Below are 18,805 nucleotides of genomic sequence, written 5' to 3' on the forward strand. Positions count from 1 at the left end.
AAAACGTTCTTCCTTCGCTTAAGTTTTTCTCAATAAACGCTGAATTTGCTGCTTTTCATTATAGGCAACGATGCCCAAAAATACAATTAACATAGTGATTCCGACAAAAATTTGAGTTCTAAAATAATAAAAGGAAATGACTGATAAGCTAATAGACAGCGTTAAATACAAGCCAATTTTTTTAAGGTTGTATGGAATGGGGTAGTATTTTCTTCCGAAGTAATAAGACAGGAACATCATTAAAGCATAAGCCACCAATGTCGCTATTGCGGAAGCTCTATAACCATAAGACTTGATAAACATAAAATTAATGGCGAGTGTAACCACAGCTCCAAAAACCGAAATATAAGCTCCAAATTTAGTGCGATCGGTTATTTTATACCACACCGATAAGTTGTGGTAAATGCCCAAACAGAAATTAGCGATCAAAATAATTGGTACAATCCACATGGCCTCCCAATAGTCTTCACTACGAATGATAAACGGCTTGATGACATCGGCAAATACTACAACCGATAAAAGAATGACCGATCCAAAGGCCACGAAAAACTCCAAAATAAGTGCATAATTTTTCTGCGGATTCTCGCTTTTGGAATGGCTGAAGAAAAAAGGCTCTATCCCTAAGCGATAAGCGGTTGCAAAAAGCGTCATGAACAAGGCCAACTTATAACAGGCCGAATACATACCAATCTGCGTTTCAGCAACATCGGGTGGCAGCAGGTAATCCAATAAAATACGGTCAAAAGTCTCGTTTATGGAAAATGCAACCCCAGCGACCAAAACCGGTAAAGCATAGCGCAGCATTTTTTTCCAAAGCAGCTTGTCAAACTTAAACTTGAGCTTGGTATAAAATGGAACGAGCAAAAGTAAGGTGACCGCACTTGCGACTAAATTCGCGATAAAAATATAGCTGACCTCAAAATTGGGCTTGTAGATGGCCTCAAAAACAACATTTTGATGCGCGATTTTTTTTAGGCTCAGTAAAAAGAATAAGTTCAAACCAATATTGATGCATACGTTTATAATCTTGATAACCGCGTAACGCATGGGTTTTTGGGTAGCCCGCAACCAAGCAAATGGGATGATGACCAAGGCATCCAACAACAAAATCCAAATGACTAAGTTGATATACTTGGCATCTATGGAAATGAAATTGGCGATTTGATTTTGAAACACTAAGCCCAGTGCAAAAAAGCCGAAAGAGGATACCAATAAGGAAATGCTGGAGGTTCCCAAAACCTTGGCCTCATCATCCTCCTTATTGAAAAACCTGAAAAAGGCGGTTTCCATACCGTAGGCTAAAATGACGTTGAACATTACAAAATACGAGAATATGATGTTGACCTTGCCATATTCCGCCACCGAGGATAGCACGCCCTTTGTAGTGTAAAGTGGAACCAAAAAGAAACTCAACATTCTTGGCAAGACCGTAGCCAAACCGTAAAAGAAAGTCTGTTTGAAAAGAGATTTTAGTACGCTCAAGAAGTTGTTTTTAAAGGCTCAAAAGTACACTTTATTGCGTGATTCCCAAAAAAAACGAATTACTGAGATTTTGCCGTCATCAGTTATTTGGTGCGGTACTTGGGTAGTTGATTTGTTGCGCTTCCTCAAGGTTCGAGATTTTGTAATATACGGTTTTGGATTCCTTTTTATAGCTTACCACACATTGATCATCGTCCAATTTAAACCGCGAATTCATTGCGGCCGATGGGAGTTTGTTCTCGCGCTCCTTATTAGGATCATCACTCATAATGAGGTCTTTGGGCGCATTGATTGCCGTTTTGAAGGAACCAATGAAAAGCAATTCGTTATTTGGATTTTGTTTCAATGCTGAAACTTGACCTCTAAAATAAACGCTGTCCAATGTTACCGAAGCCTCTTCCACAGGAATATAAATATGAAGCCCCGATCCGCCACCTTGTACACCAGAGTTCCATTTTTGGAAATAGACCTTACCGAAATTGGTAGGTGCGTTCTCCTGAAGTTTTTGGGCGCTGGTACAGGCAGACAAACTGATCAGGATGATGGTCATAAAAAAACAAGCGACTGTTGAGAACTCTAGTTTCATTTGAAGCGATTTGAGCCTTCAAGTTACGACTTCAAATTGAACGAAATAAAAAAAGCCCTATGCTATTGCAAGGACTTTATTGATTATGATGGTTGGTTTGATACTAATCGGTCTCATCAACAGTAGCCATACGGGTGGTTGCATCATATTGGTATATGGACGGTGGCCCGTTTTCATAATAGGTGCCCGCACGCTCATCAAGCACTTTAACTTTCATGAATTTGGTCTGGCCGTTTTCATTGTAGCTGATGACACATTCAGAGTCCTTTAGATCAAAAGGATAGCCTTCTGGCTTATCGGCTTTTTTGAATGTATAATGTTTCGAAGGATTTTTTAAGGTCGCCACATATTTATCTTTTACTTTAGAAAGCTTCCCTTTGAGATTTCTGAAGTAAACGTCCTGAAGTTCGATACGATCATCTTTGTCAACGTTTGGAAAGAAAATATTAAAACCTGTACCGCCAACTTTGATGCCAGCAAACCATTCCTGGAAATAGACTGAATCAAATTTAATGGCAGATTGTGCTTGCAGTGACATACTGCTCTGGGCATGTGAAGTTTGACATAGACCTAACAATCCAATGGCAAAAACCGTGACGTAAAACGTCCTTGTGATTAATTTCATAATATGTAGGTTAAGATTTGGACTGTAAATATATGAAAAAAAACCAAATAGCGCTACCAATCGATAAAATTAACAGTTCATCGATGTTTTCCTACGGAAACAAAAAAATACCTGACAATTTTGCGTCAGGTATTTATTTGGTTTTTTTACGTATCTCTTTTCAAATATTGATCAGAGCGGCTGTTGCTGCGATTGAAAAATTTGCTCTTAGCCAATTGTCGCATCTGCGCGGTTGAGAAATTTGGCTCCGCTCCCGCTGCGCCTAATCACTCAACGCATCTGCGCGGTTGAGAAATTTGGCTCCGCTCACGCTGCGCCTAATCACTCAGCGCATCTGCGCGGTTGAGAAATTTGGCTCCGCTCACGCTGCGCCCAATCACTCAGCGCATCTGCGCGGTTGAGAAATTTGGCTCCGCTCACGCTGCGCCCAATCACTCAGCGCATCTGCGCGGTTGAGAAATTTGGCTCCGCTCCCGCTGCGCCTAATCACTCAGCGCATCTGCGCGGTTTAGAAATTTGGCTCCGCTCCCGCTGCGCCTAATCACTCAGCGCATCTGCGCGGTTGAGAAATTTGGCTCCGCTCCCGCTGCGCCTAATCACTCAGCGCATCTGCGCGGTTTAGAAATTTGGCTCCGCTCCCGCTGCGCCTAATCACTCAGCGCATCTGCGCCTCCTACAATTTCTAAAATCTCGTTGGTAATGGATGCTTGACGGGCTTTGTTGTAAGTGAGTTTCAATTGATCACGAAGCTCGGTAGCGTTGTCGGTTGCTTTGTGCATCGCCGTCATTCTTGCACCATGTTCTGATGCAAAACTATCTCTTATGGCCTTGTAGAGTTGTGTTTTTAAGGATTTGGGAATCAATTCCTCAACGATCTCCAGTTTTGATGGTTCAAAAATGTAATCTGTAGATAAATTGGCATCGCCTTCCAAAGGAACAATCGGCAAAAATTGCTCGATCATTAACTCTTGCGTTGCAGCGTTCTTAAAGCTGTTGTAAATGATTTCGACTCTATCATATTCGCCAGAGACGAATTTTTCCATGAGCATTTCAGCAATTTCAGCAACGTGATCAAAAGTTAAATCATCGTAAACCTCACTCTTATTCGCGATAACCTGTTTGGTTTTCTTAAACGCGTCGTAGGCTTTTTTGCCAATCGCCACATACGACACTTCTTGATTGGCGTATGCTGTGGTAGCCCGCTTGGAAACTGCTTTGATGATGTTGGAATTAAAAGCACCACACAATCCTCTATTTGAGGTAATGGCAACCAACAATACTTTATTGACCTCACGCTGTTCTGCCAACTCGCTACCTGCATCTTCTTTTAAAGTTGCGCTCAGGTTTTGCAAAAGTTCTGTAAGCTTATCTGAATAAGGTCGCATTGCCGTAATAGCATCTTGGGCTTTTTTCAGTTTTGCAGCCGATACCATTTTCATGGCACTGGTAATCTGCATCGTTGAAGACACCGATGATATTCTATTACGTATTTCTTTTAGATTTGCCATCTTGTTTTGGTATTAAGTTTTAAGCTTTGTGTATTAAGGTTGATTAGCAATAGCTCTTAATGCGTTATACTCAAAACTTCGTACTAAATTTTATTTCTATATTTCGCTGAAAGATCCTTAGCCACATCGGTCAAGGTATCGGTCACCTCATCTGTTAATTTTCCAGCTTTCAAAGTACTCAATACATCACCGTGCTTAGTTCTAAGAAACTCTAAATATTCTTGCTCAAATTCCTTGACTTTATTCACAGGAACATCTCTCAACAAGTTTTTAGAACCTGCATAAATGATAGCCACTTGATCTTCGACAGGGTATGGATCATTTTGGGCTTGTTTTAGTATTTCAACGTTACGTCTACCCTTTTCAATCACATTCAAGGTTACGGCATCCAAATCGGAACCAAACTTGGCGAAGGCTTCCAATTCACGAAACTGGGCTTGATCCAATTTCAAGGTACCTGCAACTTTCTTCATCGACTTGATTTGAGCGTTACCACCAACACGAGATACAGAAATACCAACGTTGATTGCTGGGCGAACACCAGAATTGAACAAATCACCATCCAAGAAAATCTGTCCATCTGTAATGGAAATCACGTTGGTTGGGATATATGCCGAAACATCGCCCGCCTGCGTTTCAATGATTGGCAAAGCGGTTAAAGAACCACCTCCTTTTACCATGGGTTTTAGAATGTCTGGCAAATCATTCATTTCTCTCGCAATCGCATCGTTGTTGATTATTTTAGCAGAACGCTCCAACAATCTGGAGTGCAAGTAAAAAACGTCACCTGGATAGGCCTCACGTCCTGGTGGACGACGCAATAACAAAGACACCTCACGATACGCGACCGCTTGTTTTGATAAATCATCAAATACAATCAATGCAGGACGACCAGTATCTCTAAAGTACTCACCAATCGAAGCCCCTGTAAAAGGCGCATAAACCTGCATTGCAGCAGGATCTGATGCGTTTGCAGCGACGATGACTGTATAGGCCAAAGCGCCTTTCTCTTCTAATGTTTTTGCGATATTCGCTACGGTTGAAGCCTTTTGGCCAATTGCAACATAAATACAATATACAGGGTTACCTGCATCGTAAAATTCTTTCTGATTTAAGATGGCATCAATACAAACCGTCGTTTTACCAGTTTGACGGTCACCAATGACCAATTCACGTTGCCCTCTTCCCACGGGAATCATGGCATCAATTGCCTTAATCCCTGTTTGCAATGGCTCGGTAACTGGCTCTCTATAAATAACACCCGGTGCTTTACGCTCCAATGGCATGCGATAAGTTTCTCCTGCTATGGCACCTTTGCCATCAATGGGGTTCCCCAAAGTATCCACAACACGACCAACAATACCTTCACCAACATTCACGGAGGCGATACGGCCAGTACGCTTAACTGTTGAGCCTTCTTGCACACCTACAGAGGTGCCTAGCAAAACGATACCAACGTTGTCTTCTTCCAAGTTGAGTACGATGCCTTCAAGACCGCCGTCAAACTCCACCAATTCTCCGTATTGAACGTTTGAAAGACCGTAAGCGCGCACAATACCGTCACCTACTGTTAATACTGTTCCAACTTCATCCAATGAAGCACCTGCTTCAAAACCGGAAAGTTGTTGTTTCAAGATTGCTGAAATTTCAGCTGGATTTACTTCTGCCATTTTCAAAAAAGTATTAGATATCCAGTATTAAAAAACTACTGAATCTGTATATTTAATTTAATGTAAACTCTCGTTTTAATTTGTTCAATTTATTGGCAACACTAGCATCATACTGCGTATCACCCACACGTAGGATAAAACCCCCAAGGATACTCTCGTCTATTTTGTTTGTCACCTCTGCCTGTTTGCCAGTAAGTTCCTTCACTTTCGCTAAGACCTTGGCTCTCATAACATCATCCAGAGCCACCGCAGTGGTCACTGTAGCCACTTGAATGCCTTTTAGCTCATCATACAATCGCATGTATTGGCTGGCGACCTCTCCAAGAATCGGAATACGCTTATTGGTATTCAAGATATCAACCAAATTTACAGTGAGTGCATTTGCATCTTTAAAAATCGCTAATATAGCCCCCTGTTTTTTGGACGATTGCAGCACCGGACTCTCAAGAACAAATCTTAAGTCCTTACTTTTAGAGATGGTTTCTGCCATCAAGGCCATGTCTTTATTGATGTCTTCGGAAGCATTTTTCTCCTCAGACAAACTCAATAATGCTTTAGCGTATCGTATTGCTGCTCTTTCTCCTGCCATTATAATGCCCACGGAAGCGGGTGTCTTTTAATTCAACTTAGTTGAGCCTTGCTTCTCCCAACATTTTATCCACCAATTCCAATTGCTTGCTTTTGTTGGATAGTTCTTCACGAATAACCTTCTCTGCTATATCCACAGAAAGCACTGCCACCTGGTTTTTAAGCTCGGCCATGGCATTTCGCTTTTCGCTTTCTATAGCCTCTTGCGCTTGTTTGATCATGCTATTGGCTTGTTCTTGTGCCTCTCCTTTTGCATCTTCAATCATTTTGGCTTTGATCTCGCGCGCTTCCTTAAACATAGTATCACGCTCTAGTCTAGCTTCCTGCAATAACCTTTGGTTATCTGCCTGAAGGTTCTCCATTTCTCTTCTAGCCTTGTCGGCTGCATCCAATGCACCTTGAATCCCTTCCTCTCTTTCGGTTAAAGAATTCATGATTGGTTTCCAAGCGAACTTGGCCATTAATAATATTAGCACTATGAGTAATACCGTTTGTATTGCAAATAGGCCTATCGAAAAGTCATTAAATAAATCTCCCATCGTTAAAAATAGTAAAATGTTTTTTTAATTTGAAAATGGCTCTGCAACCAACCGTTGCAGAAGCCAATTTCTTTTTTAAAATTTAGGCAAATTAACCTTGTCCTAAGATCAATGCACCAAATGCAAGACCTTCTAAAAGTGCTGCCACGATAATCATCGCTGTTTGGATTTTTCCTGATGCTTCTGGTTGACGTGCAATACCATCCATTGCTTTTCCACCAATTTGACCAAGTCCAATACCTGCTCCGATTACGATTAATCCTGCTCCAATTAAATTGTACATAATAAATAGATTTATATTAAATTAAAAAAACACTCTTTATATAAAATCGCCCCTTACATCTTCCACATCACTCCCGTCATGACCTTTTTTATCGTGATCATGATCGTGCTCTGCAACCGCCATTCCGATAAACAAGGCACTCAACATAGTGAAAATATAAGCCTGCAAAAAGGCCACTAAAAGTTCAATGAAAAACAACAATAAAGACAAAGCGACAGATAATACGCTTGATCCAACAACACCCAGTTCTGCTCTAAGCACAAACATGATCGCTATCAAGCTCATCATCACGATATGCCCCGCGGTAATGTTAGCAAACAAACGAACCATTAACGAAAAAGGTTTGATTATGAATGCGCCCACCAATTCTATAATTGCCAAAATAGGACGAATCAAAATTGGCACACCTGGCATCCATAAAATATGCATCCAGTAATCTCTATTACCACTTATGGTATAAATGATCAAGGTAAAGATAGCCAATGCTGCAGTTACGGCGATTTGGCCAGTCACATTAAAACCTAGTGGTGTTAAGCCTGCCATGTTAAGCAACCAAATAAAGAAAAATACGGTAAGCAAATAGCCTGTGAATTTTCTATAATGCTTCTCGCCAATATTTGGTCTTGCAAGCTCGTCTCTTACATATAATACCAAAGGTTCTAAAACACGACCAAAACCCGTAGGGATTTTTTTGTTTTTATACTGTCTTGCCAAGCCAAAGAACCAAACAAACATCAACAGGCCAATCAACAAAATACCAACCACACTTTTGGTAATGGAGAAATCAATGACTTTATCGCCATTAGTAGCGTGCTGCTCCTCATCAAGATTAACTGCGGTAGCTCCACCTTCCAATTCATAAATACTTCCATGGATCTTTGCAAAGCTCAAGCCCTCTTCTTCAACGATGACCTCACCATTGTCATTATGATCAAATTGAGACGACATAAAAGTCACCAAACCTTCCGAAGTCCAAACAATCACTGGCAACGGGAAGCCAAAATGCTTACGCTCACCGGCATCATTGCTGTAAGAGAATATAGTGAAATCATGAGAATCCTGTATGTGGTGCTGTATGTAATCGTCCACCTCTTTTTTAGTGTCGACTATGCCTTCTGCCTGCTCAGCATCTTGAGCAAATAAAGCACTGCCGCACAGCAAAAAAGACACTAAAAACAAAAACCTAAACCTGTATTGAAATATTCCCATTATTTAAAGTCTAAAAACAGTGTTTTAAATTCCGTGCAAAAGTACATAATTTTTAAAAATAAACAATTGCTTTTTTTGGCTTAAAATTTAGTTGTTGTTTTTAGCTAAAATTCTAGCCATTAGAATGACTTCCAAAATTAGGAAAAGGAATAGCGGAATCAATAGATTGAGACGCTCAATCAAGGTTAAATTCGCCAGCTCAAAAATGCTGTTTTTGAATAGTAAGTAGAATAAACCCACCTTAACAAAAAGGGTCGGCAAGTAAGCATAGCCCAACTGTTGCTTTAAGATTTTTTTTCCAGACAGCACATCGAATAAAACACAAATCACATAAGATGTAAGCGCAAAAAAAGCATTTACGCTAAGATAGTCATAGCGCATCGCCTCGGGGTTATCGCGCATAACTATTTTCTGGAAGGTGTAGACCACCGCAAAAGCCAATGTAAAGTAAAGTGCATATTTAAGGACGGCATTAATCATCTTCCTTTGACATTTTTAAGACTTGTGATATCACCAAATACATGGCTATAAAAACCGCGAGCAAAGTGATGGTAGGTGCCCAAAAATCTTTTTCAAATTTGAAGTCCAGCCATTTCCCCAACTCGTTTCCAAGCCAGATGGTAACGCCCATTTGAATGGCGACCGAAGTAAATTTTATGTATTTATTAGACAACTTGTCCTTTTTCTACAGTTTTCTCTTTTCCTTTTTGGTTGTTGTTAGTAGCGCTATTAGATTCTTTCAATGCACCTTTCATCTGGCAGGTCGCGTTGAAATTTGCACCGGGCTCCACAGCGATTTTACCAACTTCCACTTCGCCTTCAACATGTGCCGTGGCTTTTAGGGATAGGGTGTCTGTTAGGAACAACTTGCCAGAGAAATAGCCTTCGATATCGGCATTAGCTGCCTTCAAAGTCCCGTTGACAACACCTGTTTTACCAATTACCACTTTACCAGGGGTTTGGATGTTGCCTTCGATCTTACCTTCTATTCTAAAATCCCCTTCACTAACGATGTCGCCAGTGATTTGGGTGCCTTTGGCTATGGTGTTTTGTTGAGAGTTGGAGTTTTCTGCCATTTTTGTTGATTTTTTTTCTGAAAACATAAGTTGGAATTTTATTGAAATTCTAAATAGTTGCTTAAATTTTTATGTCGCTGAACGATTTCGTAGTTTGGGGACGAGATAGCACAAAATTGACGTTTGATCTTTTGTTTATTTTCCTTTAGTAATTCTGCAAAACCCGAAGCACCTTGGGCGCTTGTTAGCCCATGCACTACAACAAAAATTGTGTTTTGATCATACACATCGATTGATGTGGTCAAGTCGAAATAATCAACCTTAGCCACAGCCTCTTCAAGCTTTTTGATAAATTCGGGGATGTTTTCCTTTTCATCGCTGGAAAACGGATAAAGCACATTAAAGTGCTTAGCCTCATCATTAGGCTTAAATTCCTTCATTGCCAAGATTGGAATGGCTGTTTTTAAAATTTCGTCTGCCTTTTTGCCTTCTTCAGTATTGGGATAAGTCAAGGCAATGTAGTTGACCCCTGTCTTATAGGCCTCGAATCCAAAAAGCCTGCCTTTGGCCGATGCTTTTAAAATTTCAAATTTTGGAACCATAGGGTCGCCTGCGAAGCGATTGATATACTCCTCTGTTTTTGCGATGACCTCTTCATAATCTTGATCGCCGAATTTTTTGTAGAGCCCATCATACAAACGTTCGGGGCTGTTTTCATCTTGATCTAAACCAGAATTGGGGTTTAGCAATATCTGGGCATATCTTGAATCGGGGTAATTATTGATGATGTCGGTTTTGGTCATTTCTGCTTTTTGGGCAAGTCCCAGTTCCATGTAGATTTTATAGAGATTGTATTTAGACGGAAGGATTAAGCGCTCCTCAGGATCATTTTTCAGTAATTGCTCAAGCCTTTCCCTTGCCAATTGATATTCACTGAATTTTTCTTTATAAATGGCACCTAGTTGATAATAGGCAAAATTGCGTTCTCTCGCCAAACTATCCAATACTTTTTGATCGGAAGGAATCTGCGCTATATAAAATTCGGGGTCAAAACGCTTATCTTCCGAAGCATTGGTTGTTATTTCTTGCTCTTCAATGGCTTGAAAAGTGCTGCTCTTAGTATCTGATAATCTCCAATTATCCTTCAACTCACGATCGCCCCAAATTTTGACAAATTCGTTTTTGCCATAGGCCACAGTGGTGGGATTATAAAAATAAAAGGTTTGTTTCCCTGGTGCTCCTCCCCTTGTGCTAGGCTCGATCCTCGCGGTTTGGATGGTATTTGAAGCAGACTGCAAGCCGGTGTTTCGACGTACTTCGGCTTCCGCTTTTTCGGCTTCAGCTGCTGCTATCGCTTTCAACTCATTGGTGTGTTCCGTAAAAAAAGCGAGCTGATCTGCTTCCGATAAACTGACCAGATTGAGAATGCTGTCATTAGCTCTTGCAATATCCTCATAGCGAATCACATCCTCCAGGTTTTCACGTTTCCGCTCAATCACACGAAAGGGCTTAGAGTTTATCGTTAAATTGGTCATGGTGCTATCATAATAGGCACCTGCCAACTTGTACTCGGCTATGTCAAAATTCATATTGCCCAAAGTTTCGTAATCTCTGGATCTAAGCTCTTTATCCCCCAAATTGGTGCGTAAGGATTTATTGTAATAAGCAACCGCAAGGGAATCGTGTTTGTTGCCTCTGTGGTATTCGGCAATGCGGTAAAAGATTTTATCCAAAAACGGACGGTTCTCACGATCTTCTTCCAAATCGGCGAGGTACTCCTCAAACGCCATTCTATCGCCACCGATGGTGTCAAAATTGGCGGCTTTTGCCAAATGGGCATTGATATAATATGGTCTTGGGATTTTACGGTGCATATCAATGATTTTGTCAAAAGCGATATTGGCACTATCGATTTTTCCAAACTCATTGTAGAGTTGCCCAATGATGTAATTAAACCGTGCCTGTTCTCTGTTTTTCTTGGTAAATTCTGCGGCAATCACCAATTTGGTTAGGGCACTATCCTTAGATTTTGTATTGATGTAAGCTTGGGCCAAAATGGCATTGGCATCTGCCATATCCTGATCTTCCAGCACCTCGTCTTCAATAAGCTCTTTAAGATTTTGAATGGCTAGTGCATTATTTTCTAAGCGAATATTGGTTTTTTCACGCCAAACTTTTGCAGTATTGATCTTGTCGCTGGCTGGATATTTATAAAGAATGTAGTTGAAAGCCTCTAAGGCAGGCACGAAACGCTGGTCAAAATAGCGGGATTTACCCAAAAGCAAGTAAGCTTCATCAATTTGCGGATTGAACTCTTTGCCCTTGATATTCATCCCGTGTTTTTGTACCGCTTTTATGGCCTTTTCCTCAGCGCGCTCAAAATCCTGATTTTTGGCTTGTCCTGGCATAAAGGCATCCTCCTTAACCTGCATGCGCTCTATGGGAAGCAGTTCCCAATAGTTGTCTGTAGCGGCATTGTCAACGGTTTCTCGACCATTTTCTAAAGCGATGTTACCGTTGTAGAGAATGTTGTAATAGGTGCCCATTGCATGGAAATTTCTATTGATGAAGGTGTCCTTTTTACGGGAGCAACTCGCCAATAAAATCGCGACGCAACAAAATGATAGTATGGGTTTTAAAGTGGTTTTCAAGGATTGGGATTTTGTAATACCTAAACTAAAACAGACTGAATTTATTATGTAATGCTGTAAAAATAAGCATCTTTTTGAATTTAAGGTCGGTTTTTGGGGATTTCTGGGGTTATGCCACGAATTCACGAATGCTTGTGTTTAATTTTCTCACAGACCTGCCTGCCGATAGGTAGGGACACAAACCTGCCTAACGGCAGGCAGAGGGGCAGAGACCTTGGATTGCTTTAATGTTTTCTCGCAAAGACGCAAAGATCAATGATTGGAGCATTGCTCCTCACAAACCTACCCAACGGCGGGCAGGGGGGCAGAGACCTAGGATTGCCTTAATGTTTTCTCGCAAAGTCGCAAAGATCAATGATTGGAGCATAGCTCCTCACAAACCTACCCAAGGGCAGGCAGGGGGGCAGCGCCCAATTCCTAATTTCAAACTACCTACTACCTACTACCCACTACCAACTGAGGACTGAGGACTGAAAATCAAACAAGCGTCTCGCCTGAGAAATGCACTTCCAATTCTTTTAGGGTGGCTTCGTTGGTTGCTAAATCCTTTATGACTTCTCCTTTTTCCAAGACGACGATGCGCTCGCAAACATCGGTTACGTGGAGTAAGTCGTGGCTGGAAACCAAGACAGTTACCCCTTGTTTTTCGGCTAGATCCTTGATAATGCCTTTAAGTCTTATTTGGGTGGTGGGGTCGAGGTTGGCAAATGGCTCATCGAGAATGATGACTTCAGGATTACCAATCAAAGCGGCAACGATGCCCACCTTTTTCTGGTTGCCTTTACTCAAGTCACGCAAATATTTTTTCTGGTTTAAAATCTCTCCGTGGAAAAAATCGGCAAACTGTGCCACCAAAGCGTCAACATCGGCTTTGTTTTGATTGCGCAATTCACCAATAAAATAGAAGTACTCCTCAGGTGTTAAATAGCCAATCAAGAAACTTTCATCTATAAATGCCGATGTAAAGGGTTTCCAATCTTCGCTTTCACTTACAATGATGCCATTGTTGGTAATTTGACCGGTTGTAGGTTTTATTAAATCCAACAAGAGACTGAAATAAGTGGTTTTTCCCGCTCCGTTGTTTCCAACCAATCCAAAACTTTGTCCTTTTGGGATGTGAAGCTCATTGATTGTTAACACGGTTTTTGAACCGTAAGATTTAGAAAGTGCTGTGGTTTGAATCATGGTGAGTTTATTAAGTGTCTTGACTAAAAGCGTCAATCATTTTGTATTTGGAGTTGGTATATCTTTGGGTGATGTAAGTCATTAATTTGGGATGCAATACAATGCCTATAATGCCGAAGGCAGCCAATGTTGCGCAGGCAAACTCAAAATTCGCCAGGTAATAGACACCAGCAAAAATAGCCAATGGCAACAGCATCAGCGGAATCCCAATCAACCACTGCACCGCACCGGTACCCTGATAATTAAAAGCAGCCCTCTGGTTAAGGTCTATCTTTTTTCGGTTATAGGAACCTCCAATTAAAATCACATGGGTATTGACACCAATATTATAAATGGCTGCCGCAAAATGCGCCACTAGAATTTCCCATCCAAAATACACGTATGGAATACTCAACACAAAAAGCAGAATAACACTCATCGCCATTAAGGTGAATTTTGATTTCAAGTACTGCTCATATTTGATGTTCTGGCTCATGAGCATTTTGTAGTAGCCACTATCCCAAGCTGGGATGAATTGGCCAAAATTTATCAAGAAAATACCCGTCACGAAAATACCAACAAAAGCATAAAATGGGGGTGAGCTCATTTGTTCTTGCGGATAAAAAAACAGGCCGTACAGCAGCCCCAGAACCAACATCCAAACAGAGGATTTGGTACGTTTGTTACGCCATATCAATTTAAGATCCAGCTGCAAAAAAGGTGCAATGTCGCCAAAACGTTTGGTCCATTCCATTGCTGAAGCATTTACGGTCTCAACCTTGCTTTTTAAAGAACTGTCTAAATAAAGTTTGCTCTTGAGCAAGCGATGATTTAGCAGGTAAACGCCTATCAAAAGCGCCAAGGGTACTAATAGAAAAATGGGATTGTTGAAGATGGATGCATAAGCTTCCGCCACCAATCCGGAAATGGAAACTATGTTAAAAAAATCCAAGGCATATAAACCTCCCGCTATTACAATAATGGGCAAAAAAGACAGCTCTGTTTCCGAAGAAAAACTTTCAATGATAAAATTGAGAAAGTTAATGGTCAAACTCATCAAAATCGTGAGAAAAAACCAAGCTAATACCGAGCCCGTCGGATATCCATTAACCAATAACATGATGCTAAAGGGCACAAAAGCGAACAAAGGCAAAAAATTGAAAAATGAGAAAACCGATTTACGCAACACATAATGCACAACCCGGCTTCGTTTTACGGGTAGCGTAAGCAAGGGCTTAACACTCATTACCGGTAATTTTTGAAAAAAGAAGCGCAGAACAAGGTCAATAAGGATGTAATAAAACATGTAGCTGTTGACAATATTGAGCGGATCCTGATCGGGAAAAGCCTCTTTTAAGCCAGGATAGAGGGCAATCCCTAAAAATAAGAACATGACTATAAAATACAGTGCAAAAAACACCAATAAAATGTTGATCGCAATACTTTTTTGCCAATAAGACGATCTAAAATATTGTTTCCATTCTAGGTTTAAAAACTGTTTTAGAGTCATGTTCCTTTGAGATTTGGTAGTGATTAATTAGCGTACTTTTGGGCAATTTGTCCCACTTTCATGCCCCAAGTTTGGCCAACCATCATCGCCGATTGGGTCAATGTGGTTTGTTTGGATGCTAATTTTTCTCCTAAATCTGTTTTGTAGAAAACCACCAACTCTGCGATATCCTCTTCGGTGAATTCCTTCATGTACAAATCGGCGATTTTAGAGTACAATTCATCAAGTGTACCGTTCGCTTCTTTTTTAAAGTCAGCCATTTTAGCTTCTGGCACCTGGGCGCCAATTTGGGCAATGGCATTATCAAACGCATCGGCGGTACCGGTTAACTTGATAAACTCAATGGTTTGGTTTTTGAATACGGAATTTTCTTCCTGCGCCTGAACCGAGAAGGCACAAACAAAAGCAATGGCAACTAATAGTTTTTTCATGTTAAGTGTTTTTAGGTTATTTGAAATGTTAGTAGGCAAATATAAAGAATTGTTACATACTGTATTCTGGATAGGTTTGATTTAGGAGTTCTTCTGCTTTATTTGGAAGAAGCTCAAAACTTACGTACATATAAATACTGAAAACGGTAGTAAATAAAGATATCCCTATTACGAGCGTGGGATTTGACAGGTAAGCACCTGATAAATTATACCAAGTTGGTAATTGTGACATTAAGAGCAATGCAGCACCGCCAGCTTGCTTGAAGATCATTTCCTCCAGCATCCATTTTTTAGACGTATTTTCTCGACGACTCTTAAACCGTTTTCTCAAAATCACCGATTTGTAAATGCTCCATACAGCGTGATATCCAAACACAAGCACCAAAAATAATGGGACAAAAGGAGAAGAAAATGCGGTATAGAATACCAAAAATAGGCATAGCGTTATGGCTAATTTTGGTAGTGTAAGCCATTGTCTAAATTCTTGCCAAAGATAGGTCATGTACCGTTTTGTCATCGCCTTTTGACGTTCTCCCACCACATCCATAAAGCCAAAAACACCAAATTTTTTAAAGGAAGCGTCTCGCGCCTGCTCAAAACTAAGCTTTGGCTGTTTTTGCCAGATCACCTCCATATCATTCGCCAGATGGTCCACCAACTCGGTCTGTAAATCATAATATTCCACAAAATGGGCTCTTGTGAATTGGTAAAGTTGTGCGATCTCTTGGGGGTTTACTGTCCTCATGATTCCAAACTCCATTTAGGGTTTACCAATACTTGCATGGTTTTGATATACGCTTGCAGCTCTTGCAGTTTGCTGTGTGTTTCTTTCTGGCCTTGTGGGGTCAATTTGTAGTATTTTCGCAGGCGGTTACCCACTTTTTGTACATCAACATCCAATAAGCCTTGGGCTTCCAATTTATGAAGTGCAGGATATAGCGCGCCTTCCGTGATTTGCAACTCGCCTTGTGTGATTTGCTTCACTTTTTGCGTAATTTCGTAACCATACATTTTTTCGTTCTCTTTTAACAAACGCAAAATGATGGTCACCAAACTTCCCTTATACAATTTAGAGTTCGCCATAAATCAAATATACATAAAATTCTTAGGCATGGTGTTTTTCGCAGTAATTTTTCCGCAGAAATAAAAGTAGAAACCAACATCTTCCTTATTTTTACATAAAATTAATTTACATGTCACATTTCCATAAGCTTTCCATAGCGAAAGTCACTCGCGAAACCTCCAATGCAGTAACCCTAAATTTTGACGTACCTGCCCATTTAAAAGCAGACTATGCCTATAAAGCCGGACAATACATCACACTAAAAACCCATATCAATGGCATTGAAGTAAGACGTGATTATTCGCTGTGCTCTTCGCCAAAAAGCGGCCTCCTGCAGGTTGCTGTTAAAGAAGTGGCCGAAGGTATATTCTCTGCACATGCCAATACGCACCTGCAAGTAGGAGATGAATTGGAGGTGGCACCGCCTAAAGGTAGGTTTGTATTTGAGCCCAATGACAATAAAACGAAAAATATAGCACTCTTTGCAGCTGGAAGCGGGATTACTCCAATCTTGAGCATCATCAAATGTGCTTTGGAAGAAGAAGTGCTCAGTAAAGTCATCTTGGTTTATGGCAATAAAACGACCGAAGATACCATGTTCTTGAAATCGCTTTTAGCGTTGCAAAAACAATATCACGAGCGGTTTTCCATACAGTTTGTATTTAGCCAGGCCGATGAAGACAACGCCATTTTTGGACGTATTGAAAAGAGCACCGTCAATTATGTGATGAAGAACAAGCACAAGCATATTGATGTGGATGCCTACTATCTCTGCGGTCCCGAAGGCATGATTTTCGCAGTGAAAGATGTTTTGCTCGCCAACGATGTGGACGAGAATCGCGTACATTTTGAACTCTTCAAAGCGGCGAAACCCATCGAAACCAATGATACAGGCATAACCGATGGCAAAACCAAGGTCAAAGTAATGTTAGACGATGAGACTTTTGATTTCGAAATGTCGCAAAATCAAACCATTTTGGAGGCTGCCTTAGATGAGGATCTTGATGCACCCTACTCTTGCCAAGGTGGCATTTGCAGCAGTTGCATCGCCCGAATTACTGAAGGTGAAGCTACCATGCGCCAAAACAACATACTTACCGATGCCGAGTTGAAGGAAGGCCTTATTTTGACTTGCCAAGCGCAACCCACTACAGAGACGATCACGGTGGATTATGATGACGTGTGAGGTTGGGAGTTGTGGGTTGTGGGTTGTGGGTTGTGGGTTGTGGGTTGTGGGTTGTGGGTTAATTTATATTCGCAAGAATCATTCGCATTGCAATTATATTTACTGGTTTTTTTTAAGTGCTCTTCTACTTAAATCATACAACGAAGATCTAATTGCCTGTTTTAAACTGAAGGGTTTTTTTGCTAAATGAAGACTTTGTACTCATGAAGTTGGATGAGTCCCCAATTTTTAAAACCCTTTTTTTTTAACCGCGCTATTTGAAAGCTGAGTTCTCTAAAATAGAATTGATTTTCGAAACCACCTGCTCTGGCGAGATGTTTCTCATGGCCTTATCGTAGCCTTTAGGATAGTCCTTGCCATAAATGGAGGTAGGAATCTGCGGAAACTGTTTTCGATCGGCTAAAATGGCGTTGTTTTTACTTTGATTAAAAGGATAAAAGCCCGCAAACGGGTGTGTGACGCCCCAAATAGTAACCACCTCAACGCCCAACATGGCCGCGATATGTGCGTTTCCAGAGTCCATCGCAAGCATGACGTCTAAATTTGAGATCACATCCAATTCTTCACTAAAAGCCAATTGGCCCGCAAGATTTATGCTGTTTGCTTTGCCTTTGAGAAGTTTTTTTATGAGCAAGATTTCATCCTTTCCTGCACCAAAAAGAATCACTTTATAAGTTTTGGAAAGTATTTCAATCACTTTTTCAATAAGATCTATGGGATACATCTTGCCTGAAAATGCGGCAAAAGGGGCGATCCCAATCCATTTTTTGGTATCCGTGCCGAGAATTTCTAATAGTTCGGGACTTAATCTTGCCCGTTCAGGAAAACTTGGATTCGAGAGATCCAGTGGAAACCCTAGTTTTTCAAAAACATCGGCATAGCGTTCGTGCGTTGTTTTTAACTGTTCAAATTTTTGGCCAGTAACCAGCGCCTTTTTTTCGGCTCTGCCTTTATCTATTTGCACGACCTTCCTTCCGAAGAAAAAACATTTCAGAATCTTGGTTCGCAAAACGTTGTGTAAATCGGCAACTGCATCAAAACCCAAAGCCCTGAGTTCTTGTGAGAGTTTCCAGAGACCAAAGAGGCCTTTGTGCCTTCCTTTTAAATCGGCTTCAAAAACGCTCACATTTGGCAGATCCCTAAAAAAGGGTTTAAAAAATGCCCTGGTCAAAACGCTTAGTCTCACTTCGGGATATTGTGCCACCAATGCCCGCAACACAGGTACGGTCATGGCGACGTCTCCCATGGCAGAGAGACGGATGATGAGGATGTGTTTTTTTTGAGTTGGCATTAT

General features: G+C 40.9%; 21 protein-coding genes. 2 read left to right on the plus strand and 19 right to left on the minus strand.

Translation table 11 applies throughout. The annotated features are described in order from the left end of the window. Window positions 1–18 precede the first annotated feature (18 nt). The 3 genes from ESY88_RS14780 to ESY88_RS14790 all read right to left on the minus strand — a co-directional run bounded on the left by ESY88_RS14780 (window position 19) and on the right by ESY88_RS14790 (window position 2,693). Window positions 19–1,482, minus strand: coding sequence for an oligosaccharide flippase family protein (locus ESY88_RS14780; RefSeq protein WP_147086020.1), 1,464 nt, complete (start codon window positions 1,480–1,482; stop codon window positions 19–21). A gap of 79 nt (window positions 1,483–1,561) precedes the next feature. After that, entirely contained in the window at window positions 1,562–2,068 is a 507-nt protein-coding gene (locus ESY88_RS14785) for a hypothetical protein (protein WP_147086021.1), read from the minus strand. A gap of 103 nt (window positions 2,069–2,171) precedes the next feature. Next, complete coding sequence (locus ESY88_RS14790) at window positions 2,172–2,693, minus strand: hypothetical protein (RefSeq protein ID WP_147086022.1); 522 nt, start codon at window positions 2,691–2,693, stop codon at window positions 2,172–2,174. Window positions 2,694–2,725: 32 nt separating this feature from the next. Between ESY88_RS14790 and ESY88_RS14795 the strand changes: the two genes are divergently transcribed. Beyond that, the gene (locus tag ESY88_RS14795; RefSeq protein WP_147086023.1) at window positions 2,726–2,929 is read left to right on the plus strand and encodes a hypothetical protein; all 204 of its coding nucleotides are present in this window, start codon (window positions 2,726–2,728) and stop codon (window positions 2,927–2,929) included. Window positions 2,930–3,340: 411 nt separating this feature from the next. On the opposite strand, the gene atpG is transcribed toward ESY88_RS14795, so the two are convergent. The 15 genes from atpG to ESY88_RS14870 form a co-directional block, all read right to left on the minus strand. Then, window positions 3,341–4,201 (minus strand): ATP synthase F1 subunit gamma, encoded by an 861-nt coding sequence (gene atpG / locus ESY88_RS14800; protein WP_147086024.1) that lies wholly within the window; start codon window positions 4,199–4,201, stop codon window positions 3,341–3,343. Between the two features lie 83 nt (window positions 4,202–4,284). After that, window positions 4,285–5,871, minus strand: a complete 1,587-nt coding sequence (gene atpA / locus ESY88_RS14805) for a F0F1 ATP synthase subunit alpha (protein WP_147086025.1) — start codon at window positions 5,869–5,871, stop codon at window positions 4,285–4,287. A 52-nt stretch (window positions 5,872–5,923) separates the two neighbouring features. After that, window positions 5,924–6,472, minus strand: coding sequence for an ATP synthase F1 subunit delta (gene atpH / locus ESY88_RS14810; protein WP_317128687.1), 549 nt, complete (start codon window positions 6,470–6,472; stop codon window positions 5,924–5,926). Window positions 6,473–6,497: 25 nt separating this feature from the next. Next, the gene (locus ESY88_RS14815) at window positions 6,498–6,998 is read right to left on the minus strand and encodes a F0F1 ATP synthase subunit B (protein WP_147086026.1); all 501 of its coding nucleotides are present in this window, start codon (window positions 6,996–6,998) and stop codon (window positions 6,498–6,500) included. 91 nt (window positions 6,999–7,089) lie between these two features. Further along, window positions 7,090–7,281 carry an ATP synthase F0 subunit C gene (gene atpE, locus ESY88_RS14820; RefSeq protein WP_147086027.1) on the minus strand — a complete coding sequence of 64 codons (192 nt, stop codon included), beginning with the start codon at window positions 7,279–7,281 and terminating at the stop codon, window positions 7,090–7,092. Window positions 7,282–7,317: 36 nt separating this feature from the next. After that, complete coding sequence (atpB, locus tag ESY88_RS14825; RefSeq protein ID WP_147086028.1) at window positions 7,318–8,490, minus strand: F0F1 ATP synthase subunit A; 1,173 nt, start codon at window positions 8,488–8,490, stop codon at window positions 7,318–7,320. A gap of 87 nt (window positions 8,491–8,577) precedes the next feature. After that, entirely contained in the window at window positions 8,578–8,970 is a 393-nt protein-coding gene (locus ESY88_RS14830) for a DUF6168 family protein (protein WP_147086029.1), read from the minus strand. Beyond that, the gene (locus tag ESY88_RS14835) at window positions 8,963–9,163 is read right to left on the minus strand and encodes an AtpZ/AtpI family protein (RefSeq protein WP_223270845.1); all 201 of its coding nucleotides are present in this window, start codon (window positions 9,161–9,163) and stop codon (window positions 8,963–8,965) included. Before ESY88_RS14835 ends, ESY88_RS14830 begins: the two co-directional genes overlap by 8 nt. Further along, window positions 9,156–9,593: a bactofilin family protein gene (locus ESY88_RS14840; RefSeq protein ID WP_147086030.1), complete on the minus strand. Its 438-nt coding sequence runs from the start codon at window positions 9,591–9,593 to the stop codon at window positions 9,156–9,158. Before ESY88_RS14840 ends, ESY88_RS14835 begins: the two co-directional genes overlap by 8 nt. An 11-nt stretch (window positions 9,594–9,604) precedes the next feature. Next, a complete protein-coding gene (gene porW / locus ESY88_RS14845) occupies window positions 9,605–12,157 on the minus strand; it encodes a type IX secretion system periplasmic lipoprotein PorW/SprE (RefSeq protein WP_189702613.1) in 2,553 nt (850 codons plus the stop codon). A 477-nt stretch (window positions 12,158–12,634) separates the two neighbouring features. After that, entirely contained in the window at window positions 12,635–13,342 is a 708-nt protein-coding gene (locus tag ESY88_RS14850; protein ID WP_147086031.1) for an ABC transporter ATP-binding protein, read from the minus strand. Between the two features lie 10 nt (window positions 13,343–13,352). Then, window positions 13,353–14,831, minus strand: coding sequence for a DUF5687 family protein (locus ESY88_RS14855; protein ID WP_147086032.1), 1,479 nt, complete (start codon window positions 14,829–14,831; stop codon window positions 13,353–13,355). Between the two features lie 23 nt (window positions 14,832–14,854). After that, window positions 14,855–15,262 (minus strand): DUF2059 domain-containing protein, encoded by a 408-nt coding sequence (locus ESY88_RS14860; protein ID WP_147086033.1) that lies wholly within the window; start codon window positions 15,260–15,262, stop codon window positions 14,855–14,857. Window positions 15,263–15,314: 52 nt separating this feature from the next. Beyond that, entirely contained in the window at window positions 15,315–16,007 is a 693-nt protein-coding gene (locus ESY88_RS14865) for a hypothetical protein (protein ID WP_147086034.1), read from the minus strand. After that, entirely contained in the window at window positions 16,004–16,345 is a 342-nt protein-coding gene (locus tag ESY88_RS14870; protein ID WP_147086035.1) for a PadR family transcriptional regulator, read from the minus strand. Before ESY88_RS14870 ends, ESY88_RS14865 begins: the two co-directional genes overlap by 4 nt. Window positions 16,346–16,455: 110 nt before the next feature. On the opposite strand from ESY88_RS14870, the gene ESY88_RS14875 reads away from it, so the two are divergent. After that, entirely contained in the window at window positions 16,456–17,511 is a 1,056-nt protein-coding gene (locus ESY88_RS14875; protein ID WP_147086036.1) for a ferredoxin--NADP reductase, read from the plus strand. A 253-nt stretch (window positions 17,512–17,764) separates the two neighbouring features. On the opposite strand, the gene ESY88_RS14880 is transcribed toward ESY88_RS14875, so the two are convergent. Beyond that, window positions 17,765–18,802: a glycosyltransferase family 9 protein gene (locus ESY88_RS14880; protein WP_223270846.1), complete on the minus strand. Its 1,038-nt coding sequence runs from the start codon at window positions 18,800–18,802 to the stop codon at window positions 17,765–17,767. Window positions 18,803–18,805 lie beyond the last annotated feature (3 nt).

This window comes from Subsaximicrobium wynnwilliamsii, from assembly GCF_007997225.1.
GTDB lineage: Bacteria > Bacteroidota > Bacteroidia > Flavobacteriales > Flavobacteriaceae > Psychroserpens > Psychroserpens wynnwilliamsii.

Coding starts and splice junctions, on each gene's coding strand:
- ESY88_RS14870 (WP_147086035.1), bottom strand. CDS start 16,345: ATGGCGAACTCTAAATTGTATAAGGGAAGTTTGGTGACCATCATTTTG.
- atpB (WP_147086028.1), bottom strand. CDS start 8,490: ATGGGAATATTTCAATACAGGTTTAGGTTTTTGTTTTTAGTGTCTTTT.
- ESY88_RS14880 (WP_223270846.1), bottom strand. CDS start 18,802: ATGCCAACTCAAAAAAAACACATCCTCATCATCCGTCTCTCTGCCATG.
- ESY88_RS14815 (WP_147086026.1), bottom strand. CDS start 6,998: ATGGGAGATTTATTTAATGACTTTTCGATAGGCCTATTTGCAATACAA.
- ESY88_RS14830 (WP_147086029.1), bottom strand. CDS start 8,970: ATGATTAATGCCGTCCTTAAATATGCACTTTACTTTACATTGGCTTTT.
- ESY88_RS14795 (WP_147086023.1), top strand. CDS start 2,726: ATGAAAAAAAACCAAATAGCGCTACCAATCGATAAAATTAACAGTTCA.
- ESY88_RS14860 (WP_147086033.1), bottom strand. CDS start 15,262: ATGAAAAAACTATTAGTTGCCATTGCTTTTGTTTGTGCCTTCTCGGTT.
- ESY88_RS14850 (WP_147086031.1), bottom strand. CDS start 13,342: ATGATTCAAACCACAGCACTTTCTAAATCTTACGGTTCAAAAACCGTG.
- ESY88_RS14875 (WP_147086036.1), top strand. CDS start 16,456: ATGTCACATTTCCATAAGCTTTCCATAGCGAAAGTCACTCGCGAAACC.
- atpE (WP_147086027.1), bottom strand. CDS start 7,281: ATGTACAATTTAATTGGAGCAGGATTAATCGTAATCGGAGCAGGTATT.
- ESY88_RS14855 (WP_147086032.1), bottom strand. CDS start 14,831: ATGACTCTAAAACAGTTTTTAAACCTAGAATGGAAACAATATTTTAGA.
- ESY88_RS14840 (WP_147086030.1), bottom strand. CDS start 9,593: ATGTTTTCAGAAAAAAAATCAACAAAAATGGCAGAAAACTCCAACTCT.
- ESY88_RS14865 (WP_147086034.1), bottom strand. CDS start 16,007: ATGAGGACAGTAAACCCCCAAGAGATCGCACAACTTTACCAATTCACA.
- ESY88_RS14785 (WP_147086021.1), bottom strand. CDS start 2,068: ATGAAACTAGAGTTCTCAACAGTCGCTTGTTTTTTTATGACCATCATC.
- atpA (WP_147086025.1), bottom strand. CDS start 5,871: ATGGCAGAAGTAAATCCAGCTGAAATTTCAGCAATCTTGAAACAACAA.
- ESY88_RS14790 (WP_147086022.1), bottom strand. CDS start 2,693: ATGAAATTAATCACAAGGACGTTTTACGTCACGGTTTTTGCCATTGGA.
- atpG (WP_147086024.1), bottom strand. CDS start 4,201: ATGGCAAATCTAAAAGAAATACGTAATAGAATATCATCGGTGTCTTCA.